Source organism: Azospirillum oryzae, from assembly GCF_008364795.1.
GTDB lineage: Bacteria > Pseudomonadota > Alphaproteobacteria > Azospirillales > Azospirillaceae > Azospirillum > Azospirillum oryzae.
The window spans coordinates 1-21,585 of sequence record NZ_VTTM01000018.1 but is presented as its reverse complement, the minus strand read 5'-3'; the positions used below and the strand labels follow the sequence as shown (position 1 = coordinate 21,585).

General features: G+C 67.8%; 20 protein-coding genes. 15 read left to right on the top strand and 5 right to left on the bottom strand.

Annotated elements, in window-relative coordinates:
* Nucleotides 1-320: 320 nt before the first annotated feature.
* From FZ938_RS28915 to FZ938_RS28890, 6 genes are all read left to right on the top strand, one after another.
* Nucleotides 321-860 carry a DUF3576 domain-containing protein gene (locus FZ938_RS28915; protein ID WP_109151329.1) on the top strand — a complete coding sequence of 180 codons (540 nt, stop codon included), beginning with the start codon at nucleotides 321-323 and terminating at the stop codon, nucleotides 858-860.
* A gap of 87 nt (nucleotides 861-947) precedes the next feature.
* Nucleotides 948-3,518, top strand: coding sequence for a leucine--tRNA ligase (gene leuS / locus FZ938_RS28910; protein WP_149201631.1), 2,571 nt, complete (start codon nucleotides 948-950; stop codon nucleotides 3,516-3,518).
* A complete protein-coding gene (gene lptE, locus FZ938_RS28905; RefSeq protein ID WP_149201630.1) occupies nucleotides 3,505-4,047 on the top strand; it encodes an LPS assembly lipoprotein LptE in 543 nt (180 codons plus the stop codon). Before leuS ends, lptE begins: the two co-directional genes overlap by 14 nt.
* 18 nt (nucleotides 4,048-4,065) lie before the next feature.
* Nucleotides 4,066-5,091, top strand: a complete 1,026-nt coding sequence (holA, locus tag FZ938_RS28900; RefSeq protein WP_149201629.1) for a DNA polymerase III subunit delta — start codon at nucleotides 4,066-4,068, stop codon at nucleotides 5,089-5,091.
* 46 nt (nucleotides 5,092-5,137) lie between these two features.
* Nucleotides 5,138-5,668 (top strand): tryptophan-rich sensory protein, encoded by a 531-nt coding sequence (locus FZ938_RS28895; protein WP_149201628.1) that lies wholly within the window; start codon nucleotides 5,138-5,140, stop codon nucleotides 5,666-5,668.
* Nucleotides 5,669-5,726: 58 nt separating this feature from the next.
* Nucleotides 5,727-6,086: a GIY-YIG nuclease family protein gene (locus FZ938_RS28890; RefSeq protein WP_246799128.1), complete on the top strand. Its 360-nt coding sequence runs from the start codon at nucleotides 5,727-5,729 to the stop codon at nucleotides 6,084-6,086.
* Nucleotides 6,087-6,096: 10 nt separating this feature from the next.
* Here FZ938_RS28890 and FZ938_RS28885 read toward each other — a convergent pair whose 3' ends face one another.
* A complete protein-coding gene (locus FZ938_RS28885; protein ID WP_149201626.1) occupies nucleotides 6,097-7,134 on the bottom strand; it encodes a lysine-2,3-aminomutase-like protein in 1,038 nt (345 codons plus the stop codon).
* Nucleotides 7,135-7,200: 66 nt separating this feature from the next.
* Here FZ938_RS28885 and FZ938_RS28880 point away from each other — a divergent pair, with 66 nt between their 5' ends.
* The 3 genes from FZ938_RS28880 (at nucleotide 7,201) to irrA (ending at nucleotide 10,241) form a co-directional block, all read left to right on the top strand.
* Nucleotides 7,201-7,956, top strand: coding sequence for a glycerophosphoryl diester phosphodiesterase (locus tag FZ938_RS28880; RefSeq protein WP_149201625.1), 756 nt, complete (start codon nucleotides 7,201-7,203; stop codon nucleotides 7,954-7,956).
* 242 nt (nucleotides 7,957-8,198) lie between these two features.
* Entirely contained in the window at nucleotides 8,199-9,596 is a 1,398-nt protein-coding gene (locus FZ938_RS28875; RefSeq protein ID WP_174757167.1) for an NAD(P)H-dependent flavin oxidoreductase, read from the top strand.
* 222 nt (nucleotides 9,597-9,818) lie between these two features.
* Complete coding sequence (gene irrA, locus FZ938_RS28870) at nucleotides 9,819-10,241, top strand: iron response transcriptional regulator IrrA (RefSeq protein ID WP_174757354.1); 423 nt, start codon at nucleotides 9,819-9,821, stop codon at nucleotides 10,239-10,241.
* 28 nt (nucleotides 10,242-10,269) lie between these two features.
* Here the strand turns inward: irrA and FZ938_RS28865 are convergent, their stop codons facing one another.
* Together FZ938_RS28865 and FZ938_RS28860 are read right to left on the bottom strand one after the other, a co-directional pair.
* Nucleotides 10,270-10,512 carry a hypothetical protein gene (locus tag FZ938_RS28865; RefSeq protein WP_149201623.1) on the bottom strand — a complete coding sequence of 81 codons (243 nt, stop codon included), beginning with the start codon at nucleotides 10,510-10,512 and terminating at the stop codon, nucleotides 10,270-10,272.
* Nucleotides 10,509-10,751 carry a hypothetical protein gene (locus FZ938_RS28860; RefSeq protein ID WP_085087450.1) on the bottom strand — a complete coding sequence of 81 codons (243 nt, stop codon included), beginning with the start codon at nucleotides 10,749-10,751 and terminating at the stop codon, nucleotides 10,509-10,511. Before FZ938_RS28860 ends, FZ938_RS28865 begins: the two co-directional genes overlap by 4 nt.
* A 279-nt stretch (nucleotides 10,752-11,030) precedes the next feature.
* Here FZ938_RS28860 and FZ938_RS28855 point away from each other — a divergent pair, with 279 nt between their 5' ends.
* Nucleotides 11,031-13,097 carry an ATP-binding protein gene (locus FZ938_RS28855; RefSeq protein WP_246457576.1) on the top strand — a complete coding sequence of 689 codons (2,067 nt, stop codon included), beginning with the start codon at nucleotides 11,031-11,033 and terminating at the stop codon, nucleotides 13,095-13,097.
* Between the two features lie 53 nt (nucleotides 13,098-13,150).
* Nucleotides 13,151-13,372 carry a hypothetical protein gene (locus tag FZ938_RS28850; RefSeq protein ID WP_014246575.1) on the top strand — a complete coding sequence of 74 codons (222 nt, stop codon included), beginning with the start codon at nucleotides 13,151-13,153 and terminating at the stop codon, nucleotides 13,370-13,372.
* A gap of 61 nt (nucleotides 13,373-13,433) precedes the next feature.
* Here FZ938_RS28850 and FZ938_RS28845 read toward each other — a convergent pair whose 3' ends face one another.
* Together FZ938_RS28845 and FZ938_RS28840 are read right to left on the bottom strand one after the other, a co-directional pair.
* Nucleotides 13,434-15,116, bottom strand: coding sequence for a cation acetate symporter (locus tag FZ938_RS28845; RefSeq protein WP_149201622.1), 1,683 nt, complete (start codon nucleotides 15,114-15,116; stop codon nucleotides 13,434-13,436).
* Nucleotides 15,113-15,436: a DUF485 domain-containing protein gene (locus tag FZ938_RS28840; RefSeq protein WP_149201621.1), complete on the bottom strand. Its 324-nt coding sequence runs from the start codon at nucleotides 15,434-15,436 to the stop codon at nucleotides 15,113-15,115. Before FZ938_RS28840 ends, FZ938_RS28845 begins: the two co-directional genes overlap by 4 nt.
* 231 nt (nucleotides 15,437-15,667) lie before the next feature.
* On the opposite strand from FZ938_RS28840, the gene FZ938_RS28835 reads away from it, so the two are divergent.
* The 4 genes from FZ938_RS28835 to FZ938_RS28820 all read left to right on the top strand — a co-directional run.
* Nucleotides 15,668-18,445 carry a cache domain-containing protein gene (locus FZ938_RS28835; RefSeq protein ID WP_149201620.1) on the top strand — a complete coding sequence of 926 codons (2,778 nt, stop codon included), beginning with the start codon at nucleotides 15,668-15,670 and terminating at the stop codon, nucleotides 18,443-18,445.
* Between the two features lie 79 nt (nucleotides 18,446-18,524).
* Nucleotides 18,525-19,247, top strand: a complete 723-nt coding sequence (locus FZ938_RS28830) for a response regulator transcription factor (protein ID WP_109075983.1) — start codon at nucleotides 18,525-18,527, stop codon at nucleotides 19,245-19,247.
* 184 nt (nucleotides 19,248-19,431) lie between these two features.
* Entirely contained in the window at nucleotides 19,432-21,084 is a 1,653-nt protein-coding gene (locus tag FZ938_RS28825) for an acyl-CoA synthetase (protein WP_149201619.1), read from the top strand.
* A gap of 241 nt (nucleotides 21,085-21,325) precedes the next feature.
* A partial coding sequence (locus FZ938_RS28820; RefSeq protein WP_425529388.1) for an electron transfer flavoprotein subunit beta/FixA family protein occupies nucleotides 21,326-21,585 on the top strand: 260 nt, incomplete at its 3' end.

The window sequence follows — 21,585 nt, the reverse complement described above, 5'->3', positions numbered from 1 at the left end:
TCCTGGCAGCAGATGTTTCAGCCTGGTTGACGTCCTGGCTGAGACTTTCGTACGCACCCCCGCCCTTGCCAGCAAGCGGCAAATCTCCCCGATTGCTGCATTGGGGGGACAGTGTGTCGCACGGAGCACACTAAGAAGACCCCCCTGTCCGCCCCGCCACAGTCGAAGCCGGCAGACCCCGCCTGTTGTCGTCCTGTTGTCGCGAGGCGGGGCAAAGACGCTTCCGCTGTTGCGTGGGGCCGTCCACTTATGGTCTGTTCACCGGCATTCCGCGCGTGACTCGCGCGCGGCATCCCCATTTCTGAACCGGGTTCCCGACCATGCGCCGTTCGACCGCCCTTCGCCTTGTCCCTGTACTGCTCGCGGCTTCCGTCTCGATCGCCGGCTGCGCAAGCTGGGGCGGCAAGACCGAAACCGTCGAAGAGCAGATGAAGAACAAGGACTACAAGTTCGGCAGCCTGCTCGGCACCGACGGCGGCCTGAACCTGTTCGGCAAGAACAAGCGCGGCGGCGACCAGGACAGCGCCGGCGGCATCGGCGTCAACAGCTTCCTGTGGCGCGCCTCGCTCGACACGCTGTCCTTCATGCCGATCGCCTCGGCCGATCCGTTCGGCGGCGTGATCCTGACCGACTGGTACACCCCGCCCGATTCGCCGAACGAGCGTTTCAAGGTCAACCTCTACATCATGGACCGCCAGCTGCGCGCCGACGGTGTGCGGGTGTCGGTGTTCCGCCAGCAGCGGACCGGCAACGACTGGCGCGAGGTTGCGGTCGGGCCGGAGACCGCCGGCCAGCTGGAGGATGCGGTGCTGACCCGCGCCCGCCAACTGCGCGTCTCGCAGAACGCCGTCGCCCGCTGACGCGGCGGCCGGCTCCTCGGGCTGCCCCCCCTGGGCGGTCCTCCGGGCCTTCGAGCATCTGGTACAACGGAAAACGGCGTCGCGCTCATGTCGCGTTACAATGTCAAGGAAACCGAGGCGAAGTGGCAGGGCGTGTGGGACGGCAAGGGCTGTTTCACCGCGCGCGAGGACGCCTCCCGGCCCAAATACTATGTGTTGGAGATGTTCCCCTATCCGTCGGGGCGCATCCACATGGGCCACGTCCGCAATTACACCATCGGCGACGTGATCGCGCGCTTCAAGCGCGCCAAGGGCTTCAACGTCCTGCACCCGATGGGCTGGGACGCCTTTGGCCTGCCGGCCGAGAACGCCGCGCTGGAGAAGAAGGTCCATCCCGCCGCCTGGACGCGCGAGAACATCGCGACCATGCGCGGGCAGCTGAAGACGATGGGCCTGTCCATCGACTGGGACCGCGAGATCGCCACCTGCGACGTGGAGTATTACCGCCACGAGCAGAAGATGTTCCTGGATTTCCTGAAGGCGGGCCTCGCCTACCGCAAGGAATCCTGGGTGAACTGGGACCCGGTGGACAACACCGTCCTCGCCAACGAGCAGGTGATCGACGGCCGCGGCTGGCGCACCGGCGCGCTGGTGGAAAAGCGCAAGCTGTCGCAGTGGTTCCTGAAGATCACCGCCTATGCCGAAGACCTGCTGAAGGGCCTGGAGACGCTGGACCGCTGGCCCGAGCGCGTCCGCATCATGCAGGAGAACTGGATCGGCAAGTCCACCGGCGTCCGTTTCCGCTTCCGCATCAAGGGGCGCGAGGAGGAGCTGGAGGTCTTCACCACCCGTCCGGACACGCTGTTCGGCGCCTCCTTCGCCGCGATCTCCCCGAATCACCCGCTGGCCGCCGAACTGGCCGCCTCCAGCCCGGAGCTGGCCGAGTTCATCGCCGAATGCAACCGGCTGGGCACCAGCGAGGAGGCGATCGAGACGGCGGAGAAGCGCGGCTTCGACACCGGCCTGAAGGTCGTGCATCCCTTCGATCCGTCGTGGGAGCTGCCGGTCTATGTCGCCAACTTCGTGCTGATGGAATACGGCACGGGCGCGATCTTCGCCTGCCCGGCGCATGACCAGCGCGACCTGGATTTCGCCCGCAAGTACGGCCTGCCGGTTCGTCCGGTGGTGATCCCGGCCGATGCCGACCCGGCCGCCTTCGAGGTCGGGACCGAGGCCTACACCGGCCCCGGCGTGCTGCGGAACTCCGCCTTCCTCGACGGACTCGATACCGAGTCGGCCAAGGAAGAGGCCGGCAAGCGGCTGGAGGCGGCGGGCCAGGGCGAGCGCACCACCCAGTACCGCCTGCGCGACTGGGGCGTGTCGCGCCAGCGCTATTGGGGCTGCCCGATCCCGGTCATCCACTGCGAATCCTGCGGCATCGTCCCGGTTCCGGACGACCAGCTGCCGGTCGTGCTGCCGGAGGACGTGACCTTCGACAAGCCCGGCAACCCGCTGGCCCACCATCCGACCTGGAAGCACACCAGCTGCCCGACCTGCGGCAAGCCGGCGCTGCGCGAGACGGACACCTTCGACACCTTCATCGAGTCGTCCTGGTATTTCGCCCGCTTCTGCTCGCCGAAGTCCGAGGATGCGGCCTTCACCCGCGACTCGGTCGACTACTGGCTGGGCGTCGACCAGTATATCGGCGGCATCGAGCATGCGGTCCTGCACCTGCTCTACAGCCGCTTCTGGACGCGCGCGCTGAAGACCTGCGGTTACCTGGACCTGGAGGAGCCGTTCACCGGCCTGTTCACCCAGGGCATGGTCAACCACGAAACCTACAAGGACGCCGGCACCGGCGCCTGGCTGGCCCCGACCGACCTGACCAAGAACGACAAGGGCGAGTGGGTCCGGGCCGACAGCGGCGCGCCGGTCAATGTCGGTCGCGTCGAGAAGATGTCGAAGTCCAAGAAGAACGTGGTGGACCCGGCGCACATCATCGGCACCTATGGCGCCGACGCCGCCCGCCTGTTCATGCTGTCTGACAGCCCGCCGGAACGCGACCTGGAATGGACCGAGGCCGGCATCGACGGTGCCTGGCGCTACATCAACCGCCTGTGGCGGATGGTGACGGAGGCGCCGGTGGAACTGCCGGCCGCCGGCGCTCCGAAGCCGGAGTCGTTCGGCCCGAAGGCCGAAGCCGCCCGCCGTCTGGTCCACAAGACCATCGCCGGCGTGTCGGAGGATCTCGACAAGTTCCGCTTCAACAAGGCGGTCGCCCGCGTCCGCGAGCTGTCCAACGCGCTCGGCGAACTGGACGGCACCGGCGAGGGCGAGGCCTGGGTCCTGCGCGAGGGCTTCGAGTCGCTGGTTCGTCTCGTCGGTCCGATGATGCCGCATCTGGGCGAGGAGCTGTGGGCGCAGCTGGGGCACACCACCCTGCTGGCCGACCAGCCCTGGCCGGAGGCCGACCCCGCCCTGGTGGTGGAGGACAGCGTCAAGGTCGCGGTCCAGGTCAACGGCAAGCTGCGCGCCACGCTGGAGCTGCCGCGCGACATGGACAAGGACGCGGCGGAGCAGGCGGCGCTTGCCGATGCCAACGTCCAGCGCGCCATGGACGGCAAGCCGGCGCGCAAGGTCATCGTCGTCCCGAACCGGGTGATCAATGTCGTCGTCTGATACCAGACTGTTCCGCCAGACCGTGGCGCGGGGGCTGTTCGCCCTCGCGCTCGGTCTGTCCGCCCTGTCGCTGTCGGGCTGCGGCTTCCAGCCGCTCTACGGAGGCCAGGGGGTTGGAGCCGCCGCGGCCGACCGGCTGATGGAGGTCGACATCGCGTCGATCCCCAACCGGGAAGGGCAGAAGCTGCGCAACCTGCTGATCGACAACTTCTATCCGTCGGAACGGCCGAGCAATCCGCGCTACCGGCTGGATGTGGCGCTGTCGGCGTCGGAGCAGAAGCTGGCCCTGCAGAAGGACGCCACCGCGGTGCGCGCCCAGCTGCTGGTCAACGCCCCCTACCGTCTGACCGACACCCAGACCGGTCAGGTGGTGTTCCAATCCAGTTCGCGCTCGATGATCAGCTACAACACGCTGGAGCAGCATTACGCGGCCATCGTGACGGTGCAGAGCGCCTACGACCGGGCGCTCGAGGATATTTCCAACGACATCACCACCCGCGTCGCCATGTATCTCGGCCGCGGGTCCTGACCGGCCGGGGATGCACGGGTGAAGCTCCAGCCCAAGGCGATCGACGGTTTTCTGCGCAGCCCGGACCGCAAGGTTCGGGCGGTGCTGCTTTATGGCCCCGACTCGGGCCTCGTGCGCGACCGCGCCCAGACGCTGGGCAAGACGGTGGTGCAGGATCTGTCCGATCCGTTCCGCGTCGCCGAGTTCCTGGGGCGCGCCATCGCCGACGATCCGGCGCGGCTGGCGGACGAAGCCGCGGCGATCTCCTTCACCGGCGGCCGACGCCTGATCCGTGTCCGCGACGCGGAGGACAACGCCACCGCCGCCTTCACCGCCTTCTTCGAGAATTTGCCGCCGGGTGACAGCCTTGTGGTGGTCGAGTCGGGCGACCTGTCGGCCCGCTCCAAGCTGCGTCTTCTGTTCGAGGGGGATGACGCCGCCGCCGCGATTCCCTGCTATGTCGAGGAGGAGGCGTCGCTCGGCCGCGTCATCGCCGACATCCTGCATGGCCATGGGCTGACCGCCGATCCCGACGTGCTGAGCTTCCTGGCCGCCAACCTCGTCGGCGACCGCATGGTGGCCCGCGGCGAGGCGGAAAAGCTGGCGCTCTATATGGGCGACGGGAAACGCGTGCGGCTGGAGGATGCCCAGGCCTGCATCGGCGACAGCGCCGCCCTGTCGATGGACGAGCCGGTGTGGGCGGCGGCGGAGGGCGATTTCGCCACCCTCGACCGCTCGCTGGCGCGGCTGTTCGCCGAGGGCACTTCGCCGGTGCCGATCCTGCGCGGCGCCCAGCGCCATTTCCAGCGCCTGCAGCTGCTCACCGCGCAGGTCGCCGCCGGCAAGTCGCCGGAGGCGGCCGTCGAGTCGCTGCGCCCGCCGGTCTTCTTCAAGCTGAAGACCCGGCTGGTCAAACAGGCGCGCCACTGGTCGCCCAACCATGTCCGGCAGGCGCTGGAACGGCTGGTCGATGCCGAGGCCGACTGCAAGCGCACCAACATGCCGGACGAGACGCTGTGCGCCCGCGTGCTGTTCCAACTGGCTTCGCTGGGCGCCCGGCGCTAAGGGGCGCTGACTTGACCATTGGGGTCCCCGCGCTATCTGGCGGGGCATGAGCCACGCCACATACACCGCGCCACCGCCCGCCCCCTTCCGGGTGCGCTGGTGGCAACCCCTGCTGTTCTGGGTCATCGTCAACGCCTGGGGCTTCGTCGAACGCGGCGGCCAGCCCTTCGCCGGGCATCAGCCGTCGCCCTTGCAGCCGCCGGGCTGGGTGTTCCCGGTGATGTGGTTCTCGCTGAACGTCTTCCAGATCTGGGGCGACATCCGCCTGCTCGACCCGGCGCGGCGAATCCGCAGCCGTGGCCTATTGATCGGCCTGCAGGCAGTGACCTGGGTGATCTATGCCACCTTCAGCCTCGTCTATTTCACGCTGGGCAGTTCGATCCTCGCCGCGGCCTGGACGGTGTCCTTCTTCATCATCACCTCCGTCTGCATCGCGCTGGTGGCGCGGGACGACCGCGGCATCGCGGTGATCTGGACGCCGCTGATCCTGTGGACCGGCTTCGCATCGGTGGTTGGCATCCACAACGCGCTGATCAACCCCGATCCACTGTTCGGCACCCCGGCCCTCTGGGGATAACACCCGGATAAAACCCTTGCGTCGAATATCACCCGGGTATAACTAGACGGGAACGATGATGCATGCGGTGAGGCTGGACGTGGTTGGCAAAGAGGATCGCAAGGCGGCGGTGGCGGCCTACAAGGAGCGCAAGAGCGTGGCCGGCGTGTTCGCCGTCCGCTGTGGGGCTGCCAGTACGGCGTGGGTGGGCGGCGCGCCCGATCTCGACAAGATCCAGAACCGCCTCTGGTTCCAGCTGAAGATGGGCGGCTGTCCGCACCGCAGCCTGCAGGCGGCATGGAACGTCCATGGGGCCGAGTCGCTGGCCTTTGAAATCGTCGAGCGGCTGGAGGACGAGGACCTCGCCTTCGCCCGCACCGCCGCGCTGAAGGCGCGGGTCGCCCATTGGGTGGCGAGCATGGGGGCGGAGGCGATCTGAGGGCGGGCGCTCAGCCCCGGTAGTCGTGGACCCGCCCGGTGAAGTCGGTGACGCGATACCGGTCCCCGCCCTGCTCCTCAATCCAGGCCGCGGCGGCGGGTGCCTTGCCGTGGCCGCCGGGGATGTCGAGGACATAGGTGGGCTGGCACAGGCCGGACAGCTTTCCGCGCAGGCCGGTCACCAGCGCCTGCCCCTCCGCCAGGGTCGGGCGGAAATGGCTGGTGCCGGCGGCGAGGTCGGGGTGGTGCAGGTAATAGGGTTTCACCCGGTTGCGAACCAAGCCGCGGAACAGCGCCTCCAGCGCGGCATGGCTATCGTTGATGCCCTTCAGCAGCACGGTCTGGCCGACCAGCGGGATGCCGGCCTCCACCAGCCGGGCGAGGGCCGCCCGCACCGGCGGGGTCAGCTCGTCGGCATGGTTGATGTGGACGGCGACCCAGGTGGCGAGGTCGGGGGCGGTCAGCGCCTCCAGCAGTTCCGGGGTGACGCGCTCCGGGTCGGCGGCGGGGATGCGGCTGTGCAGGCGGACGATGCCGACATGCGGCATGGCCGACAGCGCCTGGACGATGCCGCGCAGCCGGCGCGGCGACAGCAGCAGCGGATCGCCGCCGGTGATGACGACCTCCCAAACCTCTTGGTGATCGCGGATGTAGGCGAGTGCCGCATCCAGTTCGTCGGCGGTCAGTGCCTCTCCGCCCGGACCGACCATCTCGCGGCGGAAGCAGAAGCGGCAATAGACGGCGCAGGCATGCAGCGGCTTCAGCAGCACCCGGTCGGGATAGCGGTGGACGATGCCCTTCACCGGGCTGCGCGCGCCGTCGCCGATCGGGTCCTCGCGCTCCTCCGGCGTGCTGTACGCCTCGGCGGGGGAGGGGACGTACTGGGCATAGAGCGGATCCTGCGGGTCCGTACGTCCGGCCAGCGTCTCGCGCAGGTACGGGGTCAGCGCCACGGCATAGCGGTCGGCGACCGTACGTACGGCCTCGCCGGCTTCCGGAGTCATAAGCCCGGCGGCCACCAGATCGGAAACGCTGTGCAGGGCCTTCATCGCTCTTTCCCGCTTCGACGGAATGGGTCATGTAGGAAAGCGACCGCTCTTACTCCTGCGAGACCCATGCTGTCGACTCTTCCCCGCCTGATCGGCCACCGCGGCGCCAAGGAAAGCGCCCCGGAAAACACCCTCGCCTCGATCCGCGAAGCCGCCCGCCAGGGTGCCCGCTGGGTGGAGGTGGATGTCATGCTGACCCGCGACCAGCGGCCGGTGCTGATCCACGACGACACGCTGGACCGCACCACCACCGGCACCGGCGCCGTGCCGCTGCTGGATCTGGCGGCGTTGCAGCAGCTCGACGCCGGGCGCTGGTTCGATGCCGCCTTCGTCGGCGAACGGGTGCCGACGCTGGAGGAGGCGGTGGACCTGATCCGCGAGCTGGGCCTCGGGCTGAACCTGGAGATCAAGCCCTATCCGGGGCAGGAGGAGATCACGGCGGAGGTGGCGCTGAACACCCTGCGGCCGCTGTGGCCGTCCGACCGGCCGCTCCTGCTCTCCAGTTTCGAGGTTTCCTGCCTGGAGGTGGCGCAGCGGCTGTGGCCGGAAATCCCGCGCGGCTATCTGCTGTGGGACCCGCCGGCCGATTGGGCCGCCATCGCCGACCGCATCGGGGCGGCCACCCTGAATGTCGACCAGAGCCGCCAGACCGCCGACAGCGTGGCGGAATACCGTGCCAGCGGCCGGCCGGTGCTGTCCTACACCGTCAACGACGCCGAGCGCGCCCGGACGCTGTTCGGTTGGGGCGTGTCGGCGGTCTTCACCGACGCGCCCGGCCGGCTGGCGCGGGAACTGGGGCCGCTCGCCGGATCGGGCGCCTGATGATCCGCCGGGGGACCGGTCGACACGCTGACGCTTCCGTTCGCAACTGCGGCAAATCGTGAACGTTTTTTGCGCGAGGGGATGAATCCGCTCGTAGGGCGCGCCAATTCCTCATATATAGAACCGCACTGGCGATCCCGCCGGAACCCACGCGGATTCCGGTGGAGCCTTTCGTCGTCTGGTAGTCCGCCGCTTTGGTCCGGCGTCCCACGGGATGCCACGTTCGGTCTTTGGAGGGTTCGTTGAAGGCGTTGAAGCCGTTGCCGATGTCCGGCCGGGAGGTTCTGCCGCTCGTCGAGGGTGGCAAGGGTATTGCCGTGTCCAACGGCGAAAGCTCCGGCGCCTGGGCGGCGGCCGGCGGGATTGGCACCTTCTCGGGTGTCAACGCCGACAGCTATGATGAGAACGGCAACCTTCTGCCGCAGATCTACAAGGGCAAGACCCGGCGCGAGCGCCATAACGAGCTGATCGCCTTCGGCATCGAGGGCGGCATCGCCCAGGCGCGCATCGCGCACGAGACGTCGAACGGCAACGGTCGTATCCACATGAACGTCCTGTGGGAGATGGGCGGCGCCGAGCACATCCTGCACGGCGTGCTGGAAGGCGCCCAGGGTCTGATCCACGGCGTCACCTGCGGCGCCGGCATGCCCTACAAGGTGGCCGAGATCGCCGTGCGCTACGGCGTCCATTACTATCCGATCGTCTCGTCGGCCCGCGCCTTCCGCGCGCTGTGGCTGCGCGCCTACCACAAGTTCCGCGATCATCTGGGCGGCGTGGTGTACGAGGATCCGTGGCTGGCCGGCGGTCACAACGGCCTGTCCAATTCCGAGGACCCGCAGAAGCCGGAGGATCCGTTCCCCCGCGTCCTGGCCCTGCGCCAGATGATGAACAGCTTCGGCCTGAACGACACCCCCATCGTGATGGCGGGCGGCGTCTGGTGGCTGTCGGAGTGGGAGGACTGGATCGACAACCCCGATCTGGGTCCGGTCGCCTTCCAGTTCGGCACCCGTCCGCTGCTGACCCAGGAAAGCCCGATCTCCATGGCGTGGAAGCGCAAGCTGGTCGCGCTGCAGCCGGGCGACGTCTTCCTGAACCGCTTCTCCCCCACCGGCTTCTATTCGTCGGCGGTGAAGAACCCGTTCCTGCTGGACCTGATGGGCCGGTCCGAACGCCAAGTCGCCTATCTGTCCAAGCCGGTGGGCGAGCATTCGGCCGAATTCCCGGTCGGTCCGCGCGGCCGTCCGGTCTATGTGACCGAAAGCGACAAGCAGCGCGCCGAGGGCTGGCTTTCCCAGGGCTTCACCACCGCCCTGAAGACGCCGGACAGCACGCTGGTCTTCGTCACGCCCCAGCAGTCCGAGAAGATCCTGCACGATCAGGTCGACTGCATGGGCTGCCTGTCGGCCTGCGGCTTCTCCAACTGGGCGCAGAACGAGGAGGGGACGACGGGCAAGCGTGCCGATCCGCGTTCCTTCTGCATCCAGAAGACGCTCCAGGCGGTCAGCCATACCGACGACTGCGAAAACCAGCTGATGTTCGCCGGGCACAACGCCTACCGCTTCGCCAGCGATCCCTATTACAACGACGGCTTCATCCCCACGGTGAAGCAGCTGGTCGAACGGATCGCTACCGGTTACTGACCGGGCGCATCATCGGACGGGCAAGGCCGCTGGCGGGAGACTGCCGGCGGCCTTTGCATTCGTCCACCGCGCTTGTGCCGTCCGGTTGACGCCGGTGCTACAATGGCTTGCGCGGCCTTTCCGAATGGTTTTACAGTTGAACAGATTGCGGCCATGTGCCGCGGTTCAGTGTTGGACCTTACGCTCGATCCCGAATTCGACAGTACGGGGGCCACGCCCATGATGACCGCCGAACGTCCCTTCAAGCGAGTCCTTGACCGGCTGAACGGTGCCGGTCTGCGCCCGACCCGCCAGCGCCTCGGCCTTGCCCGGCTGCTGTTCGAAGGTTGCGACCGGCACGTCACCGCGGAACAGCTGCATGGCGAGGCGCTGTCCGCCGATCTGCCGGTTTCACTGGCGACGGTCTACAACACGCTGAACCAGTTCACCGCCGCCGGCCTGCTGCGCGAGGTGGTGGTGGAGGCGGGAAAGTCCTATTTCGACACCAACACCAGCGATCACCACCATTTCTTCGTCGAATCCACCGGCCGGCTGGAGGACATCCCCGCCGACCGGCTGATGGTGCAGAACCTGCCGGCCGCTCCTGCCGGCACCCGCGTCGCCCGCGTCGACGTGATCGTCCGCCTGATCCAGGACGATTGCTGAACCTCTTCTTGCAGATCCCGTTTCGCGCTCAGTTCCTGTCGGCCGGTCCCGGTTCGGTGGAGTTGGGCGCACGGTCGACGAAGGGCCAGCGCATGAAGGCGAAGGCCCAGACCGCCAGGACGTTGATGTAAGGGAACAGCAGCAGCAGGATCCACAGCGGACTGCGCCCCGCCTTGGCCAGGACCCAGCCGCCGGCGATCAGCATGTACATCGTGACGATCGAGCCGATCAGCAGTTCCCAGAAGCCCAGATGGATCACCGTCTCCGTCATGCCGTCCTCCGTGCCTTGACCTTGCGCGCCTGACGCGCCGGCAGGACCGGCCAGCGGCTGTGCGCCATCACGCCGATGGGAACGACATGCCCGAGCGGAACCAGCGAGAACAGGGCCCACAGCGGCGAAAAGCCGGCCCGCCGCAGGATGCGCGACAATGGCCAGACGATGGCGATCTGGAACAGCATCAGCCCCAAGAACGGCCCCTGACTCAGGCCATCGATGAAATCCTGCAGCATGCCGGTCCGGACCCTCCTCCATATCATCGTCGGGCAGAGAAGCGCGGGCGGGCGGCTTTGTCGAGCCAAACTTTTCCTGAACTGGGCATCATGCACCGCGTCGCAGGTTCTGCACGGATCAGGGGTATGCGAACGTGAAATGTCCCGCATCGGCATGCTACAGTTCGCCGCGTCCGGCCTTTCCGGCTTGACGTCGTTTCAGAATTCAGATGCGGCGGGCCATTCTCTTTGACGGATCTCTCCGAACCGGACGGTGGCGCACACGGGAGACGGTGGCGCTTGTCGTCCCTGCCGCCGGTCGCCGCGTTGCGCATCGGCCTGCTTGTGGCGGTGATCGCCGGCTTCTGGCTGGTCGCCTACGCCGACCTCGACCGCGCGCGCGACCGGGCGATCCAGGACGGGCTGCGCCAGACCGTCAACCTGTCGATCCTTCTGGAGGAGGACGCCCGCCGCGTCATCGTCGTTGCCGGCTATTCGCTGCGTACCATGGCGGAAAGTGGACGCATCACCGCTCATCTGCTGAGCGACGCGGCTGGGCCGCCGGGCGCGGATGCCGGCCCCGGACCGGCACTGCGGACCCTGCTGATCGTGGAGCGGGACGGACGGGTGCGGCAGGCCGCCGGCCTGGACGCCACGGCCTCGGTCGCCGGTACCCCGCTGGCCGACGCGGTACGCGACGGTTCGGCCGCCTTCGTCGGGCCATACCAGACAGCCGACGGCGGCTGGCGGGCGGCCATGATCCGGCCGTTGACGGACGGCAGCGGCGTGGCGGCGGCGGTGCTCGACCTCGACCGCTTCACCCGGCTCTACGCCAGCCAGACCATCGGGCCGCTCAGCATCATCCTGCTTTATCGCGAGAATGGCGCGGTCCTGGCCTATTCGCGGACCGGCCTGCGGCTGGACCAGGACCGCGCCGCCTTCGCCGCCTTTCTGCCGCGGCTGCCCGCCGGCGAAGCCGCGCGGACGCTGTCCGGCTTCGACCCGTCGGAAGGGCGCGAGCGCATCGGCACAGTCCGCCGGGTGGCCGGGTTGCCGCTGTACGTCTATGTCCGAATCCGCACCGACGACGTGCTTGCCGGCTGGTACAACGACCGCTGGAAACGCGTCCTGGAAACCGCGGCGGTTTCGGTGGTGGTGACGCTGCTGGCCCTGCTGGCCTTGCGCCAGCTCGGGCGGTTGGAGACGACGACACTGGCGTTGCGGGCCAGCGACCGGCGGTCGCAGGCGCTGTTCGACAGCAGTTTCCAGATCATGGGATTGCTGTCGCCGGATGGACGGGTTCTGGCGCTCAACCAGCCGGCCTGCGCGCTGGCCGGGCTGCCGGCCGAAGCCCTGGTCGGACACCGCGCCTGGGAATTCCGCGGCTGGGCGCGCACCGACGAGCTGGCGGCGGGATTCCGTCAGTCCATCGAGAAAGCGGCGGCGGGACGATTCGTCCGCTATGAGACCGACGTGGTCACCGACGGCGTGACCCGCGTGATGGACGTGACGATCAAGCCGGTGTTCGACGACCGTGGCGCCGTGACGGTGCTGGTGGTCGAGGCGCGCGACATCACCGAACGGGTGGAGGCGGCGGCGCGGCTCGCCGCGGCGCTCGATCAGGCGGAGGCCGCCAACCGTGCCAAGAGCGCCTTCCTGGCGACCATGAGCCACGAGCTGCGCACCCCGCTGAACGCCATCATCGGTTTTTCCGACATCATGCTGCACGAGCTGTTCGGCCCGCTGGGCAGCCCGCGCTACCGCGACTATGCCCGCCATGTGCAGAACAGCGGCCGGCACCTTCTCGACCTCATCAACGACGTGCTGGACATGTCGAAGCTGGAGGCCGGGCGCTACACGCTCGATGAAAGCTGGCAGGAACCGGCCGCGGCCATCGAGAATTGCCGGGCGCTGGCCGCGGTGCCGGCCGATGCCGGCGGCGTGCTGCTGGCGGTGGACTGCGCCCCCGGCCTGCCCAGCCTGCTGGCCGACGAGCGCGCGTTGCGGCAGGTGCTGCTGAACCTGCTGTCGAACGCGGTGAAATTCACCCCGCGCGGCGGCCGGGTGACGGTGAGCGCGGTGCGGGAGGAGGACGGCGGGATCGCCATCTCGGTGCGCGACACCGGCATCGGCATTCCGGCCGAGGCGCTGACCCGTATCCTGGAGCCCTTCCAGCAGGCGGACAGCAGCATCCCCGGACGCTTCGGCGGCACCGGGCTGGGGCTGTCGATCTGTCGCGATCTGATGAGCCTGCATGGCGGAAGCCTGTCCATCGACAGCGAGCCGGGCCGCGGCACCACCGCCGCCATCCGCTTTCCGGCGACCCGCGTCGGCCCGCCGGTTGCGGCGGAAGGATTGCCGGCGTAAGCCTGTCGCCAATCGAGCCTGTTGGCTTTGAGGCGGATCGAAAGGCGGACAAGATGATCGGGAATGACGGGAAGCCGGTGTCCAAGGAGGACCTGCGCAAGCACATCGCCGCCTACAACGGCCAGTCGCGCGGCTCCAAGGAATTCGCGGCGATCCCCCGTGCGCTGGTGACCATCCTCGATGGGCTGAAGCCGGGCAAGACCGGCTACGTCAAATGCCTGGACGGGCAGGTTCAGCTGTCCCGCCGCAAGGACAACAGCGTTTCGGCGGGCTGACAGAAGGAAAGCGCCCTTCCCCGAGACCGGGGAAGGGCGCTTTTTTCTGCGTACCAGACCGTCAGTGCTTGGCCGCGGCGGCGGCACCGATGCCGGTCTGGGAGCGGACGAACTGGTCCTCGAAGGCATCGCGCTCGGCGCGGGCCGACGCGCTGCTGTCCAGCTTCGACACGATGATGGTGACGAGGAAGGCCAGCGTCATCGAGAACAGGGCCGGCTGCTCGTAGGGGAAGATCGGCTTCGGGTTGTTCAGCACGACGACCCAGACGGCGTTCGACAGGACCACCAGCGTGACCGCGGAGATCAGGCCGGCGATGCCGCCCGCCAGCGCGCCGCGCGTGGTCAGCCCCTTCCAGTACATCGACAGGATCAGCACCGGGAAGTTCACCGAGGCCGCGACGCCGAAGGTCAGGCCGACCAGGAAGGCGACGTTCTGCTTCTCGAAGGCGATGCCCAGCACCACGGCCAGCACGCCCAGCACCAGCGACGCGATCTTGGAGACGCGCATCTCCTCGCGCTCCGTCGCCTCGCCCTTGCGGATGACGCGGGCATAGAGGTCGTGGGCGATGGCCGAGGCGCCGGCCAGGGCCAGACCCGACACCACCGCCAGGATGGTGGCGAAGGCGACCGCCGACAGGAAGCCCAGGAACAGGTCGCCGCCCAGCGCCTTGGCCAGATGCATCACCGGCATGTTGCCGCCGCCGATCAGCTTGCCGCCGACCTTGCCGCCTTCGAAGAACTGCGGGTCGGTACCGACGATGGTGATCGCCGCCATGCCCAGCACGCAGACGATCAGGAAGAAGAAGCCGATGAAGCCGGACGCGTAGAAGACCGACTTGCGGGCCTCACGCGCGTTGGGGACGGTGAAGAAGCGCATCATGATGTGCGGCAGGGCGGCGGTGCCGAACAGCAGGCCCAGCGACAGCGACACCGCCGACACCGGGTCGGCCAGCAGCGTGCCCGGCCCCATGATCTTTACGCCGTCCTTGTGCGCGGCGATGGCGCTCTTGGCGATCGCCTCCAGGCTGAAGCCGAAGCGCGACAACGCCAGGAAGGCCAGCAGGATGCCGCCGCCCAGCAGCAGCACCGCCTTGATGATCTGCACCCAGGTGGTGGCGATCATGCCGCCGAAGGTGACGTAGACCACCATCAGCACGCCGACCACGATCACCGCGACGTTGTAGTCCAGCCCGAACAGCAGCTTGATCAGCTGCCCGGCGCCGACCATCTGGACGATCAGGTAGAAGCACACCACCGTCAGCGAGCCGATGGCGGCGAAGGTGCGGATCTTGCCCTGGTCCAGCCGGTATGAGGCGATGTCGGCGAAGGTGAAGTGGCCGAGGTTGCGCAGCCGCTCCGCCAGCAGGAACAGGATGATCGGCCAGCCGACGAAGAAGCTGATGGTGTAGACGAAGCCGTCATAGCCCTTGGCGAAGACGAGGCTCGACAGGCCCAGCAGCGTCGCGGCCGACATATAGTCGCCGGCGATGGCCAGACCGTTCTGGAACCCGGTGATGCCGCCGCCCGCGGTGTAGAAGTCCGACGTGGAGCGGGTGCGGCTGGCCGCCCAGTAGGTGATGCCCAGCGTCATCAGCACGAAGGCGATGAACATGCCGATGGCCGACAGGTTGATCGGCTGCTTTTCCAGCTGCCCGACATCGCCGGCGGCCAGCGCCGGCACGGCGGACAGGGTGGCGAACAGGGTGGCGGCAGCCGCTGCGAGGAGGATCCGGCGGGCGGTCATTGCAGCGTCTCCCGCGTGATCTCGTCGGTCAGGTCCTGGAAGCGGCCGTTGGCGAAGTGGGAGTAGACGCCGGTCAGCAGCCAGGACAGGATGATGATCCCCGCCCCGATGGGAAAGCCGACGCTGAGCGACGACTCGTCGGAGATCGGCTTGTGCAGCAGGTCCGGCGCGAAGGCGACCACCATCATGAAGCTGTAATAGCCGACCAGCACGATGGCCGACAGGATCAGGGCCAGCCGGCTGCGCTGGCGCACCAATTCCTGGAATTTGGGGTTCCGGCGGACCCTCTCATAGACCGGGTTGTTGGCGGGGGAGTGCATGTTTCCTCCAGACGCTGGACGTCCTTGTGGTGCCCGACCCAAATTGATGGGATTCGGCTTATGGCTTTTCGGCTAACAAAACACTGTTTCGCAAATTTCCCGGAAATATGACGAATTGTTTCAGCGTAATTCAGGTAACAATCCCACCGATTCGCATTGAGACGCGGCGGCGAAGCTGGGATGATGGCGGCAACTCCCCAATTCCCGCATCCTGCCGTCCCCGCCCGGAAAATGATCCGCTCGCCCCTGTTCCTCCGGCTGTTCTCGGCAATCCTGATCTCGCTCGGGCTGTTCTCCGCAGCGGCCTATGTCTTCTCGGTCCCCTTCATCGAGGAGAAGGCCTACGAGATCGAACGCGACGCCAGCCGCACCATCCTCGACAACGTGTTCGAACTGGTCAGCCGCATCCGCGTCGGGCTGGAGGAGCAGCGGACGGCCACGGTCGAGTCGTACAAGACCCGCCTGCGCGACGTGCTGGAACTGGCGGTCGGCTACATCGAGCATGTCTATGCCCGCGCCGACCGTGGCGAGATATCGGCCGAGGAGGCTCGTCGCGAGGCGATGGAGGGGCTGCACGCCTTCCGTTACGGCAACGGCGACTATGTCTGGGCCATCGGCTACGACTCGGTGATCCTGTCGCATCCGTCGCCCGACTACGAGGGGCGGAAGTCCGACGATCTGCGCGACAATCTGGGCCGCCACATCCTGCCCACCATCGTCGCCACCGCCAAGCGCGAGGGGGAGGGGTTCCAGACCTATCCGTGGTGGCGGCCCAACGGCGACGAGCGGGCACCGAAGCTCAGCTTCTTCAAGGATTTGGCGAAGCGCGGCATCATCGTCGGCACCGGCGCCTATCTGGCCGACGTCGATGCCGAGGTGGAGCGGCGCAAGGCCGAGGCGATCGAGGATCTGCGCCAAGCCCTGCGCAAGCTGCGCATCGCCCGCACCGGCTATCTCTACATCTTCGATTCGGCGAACCGGATGATCATCCACCCGAATTCGAACATCGAGGGCACGGCCTTCGGCGACCGGCTGAATTCGGCCACCGGGCGCCCGATCGCCGAGGATTTGAAGGCCGCGGCGGCCAAGGGGATGCCGCTGACCTACCTGTGGGACAAGCCCGACGACCCCGGCAATTATGCGTATGAGAAGATCAGCTGGGTCCGGCATTTCGAGGGGTTCGACTGGTACATCGCCTCGTCCGTCTATGTGGACGAGCTGCGGCGGTCGTCGGTGGTGCTGGGCAACCGCATCCTCGCCATCGGCATGGCGCTGATGGCGGCGGGCAGCCTGCTGGGCTACATCGCGGTCGGCCGGCTGGTCCGGCCGCTGCGCCGTCTGGCCGACACCGCGGCACAGGTGCGCGCCGGCGATCTGGACGCCCAGAGCGGCATCCGCCGCGGCGACGAGATCGGGCTGCTGGGAACCGCCTTCGACGGCATGGTCCGGCAGTTGCGCGATACCGTCGCCACGCTGGACAGCCGGGTGCGCGACCGCACCGCCGCGCTGGCGGAGGCGGAAACCCGGCAGCGCGTGATCCTGGACGCCATTCCCGCCTGCATCGCCGGGCTGGACCGCGACGGCCGGCTGACTTTCGCCAACCTGCGCTGGGCCGAACTGGTCGGGCGGGACAAGGCCGAGGTGATCGGCCGCGACCTTGCCGCCGTGGTCGGCCGGCGCGCCATGGCGGCGCTCGGTCCCCATCTCGACCGCTGCCTGTCGGGGAGCGTGGTGACCTTCGAATACGCCTTCCCGCGCGACGGCCGCGACATGGTGACCAAGACGACGCTGATCCCGCATCGTGGAGAAGAGGGCGCCGTCACGGGCCTGTTCGTGCTGACGCTGGACATCACCGACGAGAAGCAGACCGAACGGCAGCTGGTGGAGGCTCAGCGGCTGAAGGCGGTCGGCCAGCTGTCGGGCGGGCTTGCGCATGATTTCAACAATTTGCTGTCGATCATCATCGGCAACCTGTCGGCGGCGCGCGACCGCTACGCTTCGGTGGAGGGGCTGGACGCCTATCTGGAGCCGGCCCAGCGCGCCGGCCGCCGCGGCGCCGACATCACCGCCCGTCTGCTCGCCTTCTCCCGCCAGCAGCCGCTGAAGCCGGAACCAATTGAGCTGTGCGGCCTGCTGCGCGACATGGCGGTGCTGCTGCGCCGCTCCTTCCCCAGCTCCATCGCCATCGGCGTGCCCGAGGAGGGGCGGGAATGCTGGACCATCGCCGACCAGACCCAGTTGGAAAACGCGCTGGTCAACCTCGCCATCAACGCGCGCGACGCCATGGCCAACGGCGGGCGGCTCGACATCGCGGTGAGCATCCGCAAGCTGGAGGACGACCAGTCCTTCGACGAGCCGGTCCGGCCCGACGATTACCTGGAAATCCGCGTCAGCGACACCGGCACCGGCTTCACGCCGGAGGCGCTGGCCCGTGCGGTGGAGCCCTTCTTCACGACGAAGGCTTTGGGTTCGGGGCTGGGGCTGTCGATGGTCTACGGCTTCGTCAAGCAGTCGCGCGGCTATCTGCGCATCGACAGCCGGCCGGGGGAAGGGACCGCAGTCACCCTGCTGCTGCCGCGTGCCGAGCCGGTGGCGCGCCTGCAGGACGCCGATCCGGTGACGGCCGAACCGCAGCCCGGTGGCTGGTCCGGCCAACTGGCGCTGGTGGCGGAGGACAACGACGACGTGCGGCAGGTGATGCGCCAGCAGTTGGTGGACCTCGGCTTCTCGGTGGTGGAGGCGGCCAGCGGCGATGAGGCGGCGGAACTGGTGGAGCAGATCGACGGGCTGTCGCTGCTGGTCTCCGACATCGTGATGCCGGGCCTGTCGGGGGTGGAGCTGGCGCGGCGCGCCCGCCTGCTGCGGCCGGCCATGCGGGTGGTTCTGGTCAGCGGATTCGCCGTCGAGTATGGCGACGTCCCCGCCGATGCCGTCATACTGCGCAAGCCATGGGACAAGCGGGACCTGGTGGCGGCCATCGGCCACGCCGCCGAACCCGCGCCGGCCTGATATCGTCGGGCCCAGAGAACGCACCTAATAGAATGCACCTGAAAAAATGCAGGGCGACGAGTGCCGAGGGGAAACGCGCGTGGGACAGAAGAAGCGCATCTATGTGGTCGAGGACGAGGCCGACATCCGCCGGCTGGTGACGGAGGTGCTGGAGGGCTACGGCTATGACGTGTCCTGCTGGGCGAGCGGGCGCGAGGCGCGGGCGGCGATCCAGCGTCAGGCCCCCGACCTGTGCCTGGTGGATCTCGGCCTGCCCGACATGGACGGCCTGACCCTGGTGCGCGAGCTGTGGGAGGACGTGCGGTTCGGCGTCATCATCCTGTCCGGGCGCGGCGGCACCTCCGACCGCGTGCTGGGGCTGGAGCTGGGGGCCGACGACTATATCGTGAAGCCGTTCGAGTCGCGGGAACTGGTGGCCCGCGTCAACAGCGCCATCCGTCGCCGCGAGCAGCTGTCCAGCGCCGCCGCCCCGGCCGAGACCGCGCGGGCGCGCTTCGGCCCCTGGGTGTTCGATCTGGGCAACCTGACGCTGACCGCCGACGACGGCCGGCAGGAAAGCCTGACGGCGGCGGAGGCCTCGCTTCTACTGATGCTGCTGAAGGCGCCCAAGCGCGTGCTGTCGCGCGAGCATCTGCAGGGCCCCGACCAGGACCGCGACGATTTTCCCTATGACCGCAGCATCGACGTCCGCATCTCGCGCATCCGCAAGAAGATCGAGGAGGACCCGCGCGCGCCGCGGCTGATCAAGACCGTCTACGGCGCCGGGTACCTGTTCGCGGGAGACGTGACGTGGTTGAGGTGATTGGGTTGAGATGATCGGGTTGCGGTGACGGGGGCACCACCCCTGCGCCATGTCGAAACAACGACAATAACAATTGGTCATAATCCTGAGAAAGTTGCGCAAAGCTGATCTGGTACAGGCTTTTCCCAACACCGCCGCGCCCAATGTCGGCGCGCAACAAAGAACCCCTGGGGAGAACGGTCCGATGAATGCACATGCCGCCGCAGCCGATGCCAGCGCCAACGCTTATGAGCGCGATCTCGACCGCAACGCCGCCAATTTCGTCGCCCTGACGCCGCTGACCTTCCTGGAGCGCGCCGCCGCGGTGTGGCCCGACCGGTTGGCCGTCGTCCATGGCCCGGTCCGCCGGACCTGGGCGGAGACCTTCGTCCGCGTGCGCCGTCTGGCCGCCGCGCTGGCGAATGTTGGGATCGGCACCGGCGACACCGTCGCCATGCTGGCCGCCAACACGCCTGAACTGTTCGAGGCGCATTTCGGCGTGCCCCTGGCCGGGGCCGTGCTGAACGCCATCAACACTCGTCTGGACGCCGAGGCCATCGCCTTCATCTTGAAGCATGGCGAGGCGAAGATCCTGATCGTCGACCGGGAGTTCTCCGGCGTCGCCGAGAAGGCACTGGCCCTGTTGGAATCGCCGATCCCGGTGGTGGACATCGACGACCCGACCTATACCGGCGGCGAGCTGATCGGCGACCGCGATTACGAGGCCTTCATCAGCGATGTCGGGACCGAGCATCCCTGGACCCCGCCGGCCGACGAATGGCAGGCCATCGCGCTGAACTACACCTCCGGCACCACCGGCAACCCGAAAGGCGTCGTCTATCACCACCGCGGCGCCTACCTGAACGCGGTGTCGAACGCGCTGTCCTGGAACATGGGCGACGCGCCCGTGTATCTGTGGACGCTGCCGATGTTCCACTGCAACGGCTGGTGCTTCCCCTGGACCATCGCGGTCACCGCCGGCACCGCCGTCTGCCTGCGTCAGGTCCGTCCCGATACCGTGCTGACGCTGATCCGCGACGAGAAGGTGACCAACTTTTGCGGCGCGCCCATCGTCCTGAACATGCTGAACAATGCGCCGGCCGAGCTGAAGCAGGGCATCGAGCAGAAGGTGAAGGTGATGGTGGCCGGCGCCGCCCCGCCCGCCGCCGTCATCGCCGGCATGGAGCGCATGGGCTGGGAAGTCACCCACGTCTACGGCCTGACCGAATGCTATGGCCCGACCGTGGTCTGCGTCTGGCACGACCGCTGGGACGGCCTGTCGCTGGACGAGAAGGCGGCGATCAAGGCCCGCCAGGGCGTGCGCGGCCCGATGCTGGAGGCGGTGATCGTCGCCGATCCCTTCACGCTGGAGCCGATGCCGAAGGACGGCCGCAGCATGGGCGAGATCATGATGCGCGGCAACAACGTCATGAAGGGCTACCTGAAGAACCCCAAGGCGACGGAAGAGGCCTTCGCCGGCGGCTGGTTCCACACCGGCGACCTCGCCGTCTGGCACGAGGACGGCTACGTCGAGATCAAGGACCGGTCGAAGGACATCATCATCTCCGGCGGCGAGAACATCTCGTCCATCGAGGTGGAGGATGTCCTCTACAAGCACCCGGATGTGCTGGAGGCCGCGGTCGTCGCCCGCCACGACGAGAAGTGGGGCGAGACGCCCTGCGCCTTCGTCACCCTGAAGGACGGCGCCACCGCGACCGAGGCCGACATCATCGCCTTCTGCCGGTCGCACATGGCTCACTTCAAGTGCCCGCGCACGGTGGTGTTCGGCCCGCTGCCGAAGACCTCCACCGGCAAGATCCAGAAATACGTCCTGCGCAAGCAGACCGAGGGGCTGTAACAGCGTCAGCCGATACCCCCACCCTAACCCTCCCCCGCTCTCGGCGGACCGAAGGTCCGCCTGCCGCGTCAGCACAAAGCAGAGCTTTGTGCGAGAGCTGGGCGGGGGAGGGGACTGCTGCCGCTCCTTTGCGATGTCTCTCCAAGCATCTGCCCCCTCCCCCGCCCAGCGGGGGAGGGTCGGGGTGGGGGCAACGCCCTCCCATGCCTGCACGCCGCCCATTTTCAAAGGGACTCGCGCCATGAAGATCCTCTGCGCCGTGAAGCGCGTCGTCGATTACAACGTCAAGATCCGGGTGAAGACCGACCAGTCCGGCGTCGAGACGTCCAACGTGAAATTCTCGATGAACCCCTTCGACGAGATCGCCGTCGAAGAGGCGGTGCGCTTGAAGGAAGCCGGTGCGGCGACCGAGATCGTGGTCGTTTCCGTCGGCCCGACCCAGGCCCAGGAGACCCTGCGCACCGCTCTCGCCATGGGTGCCGACCGCGCCATCCTGGTGCA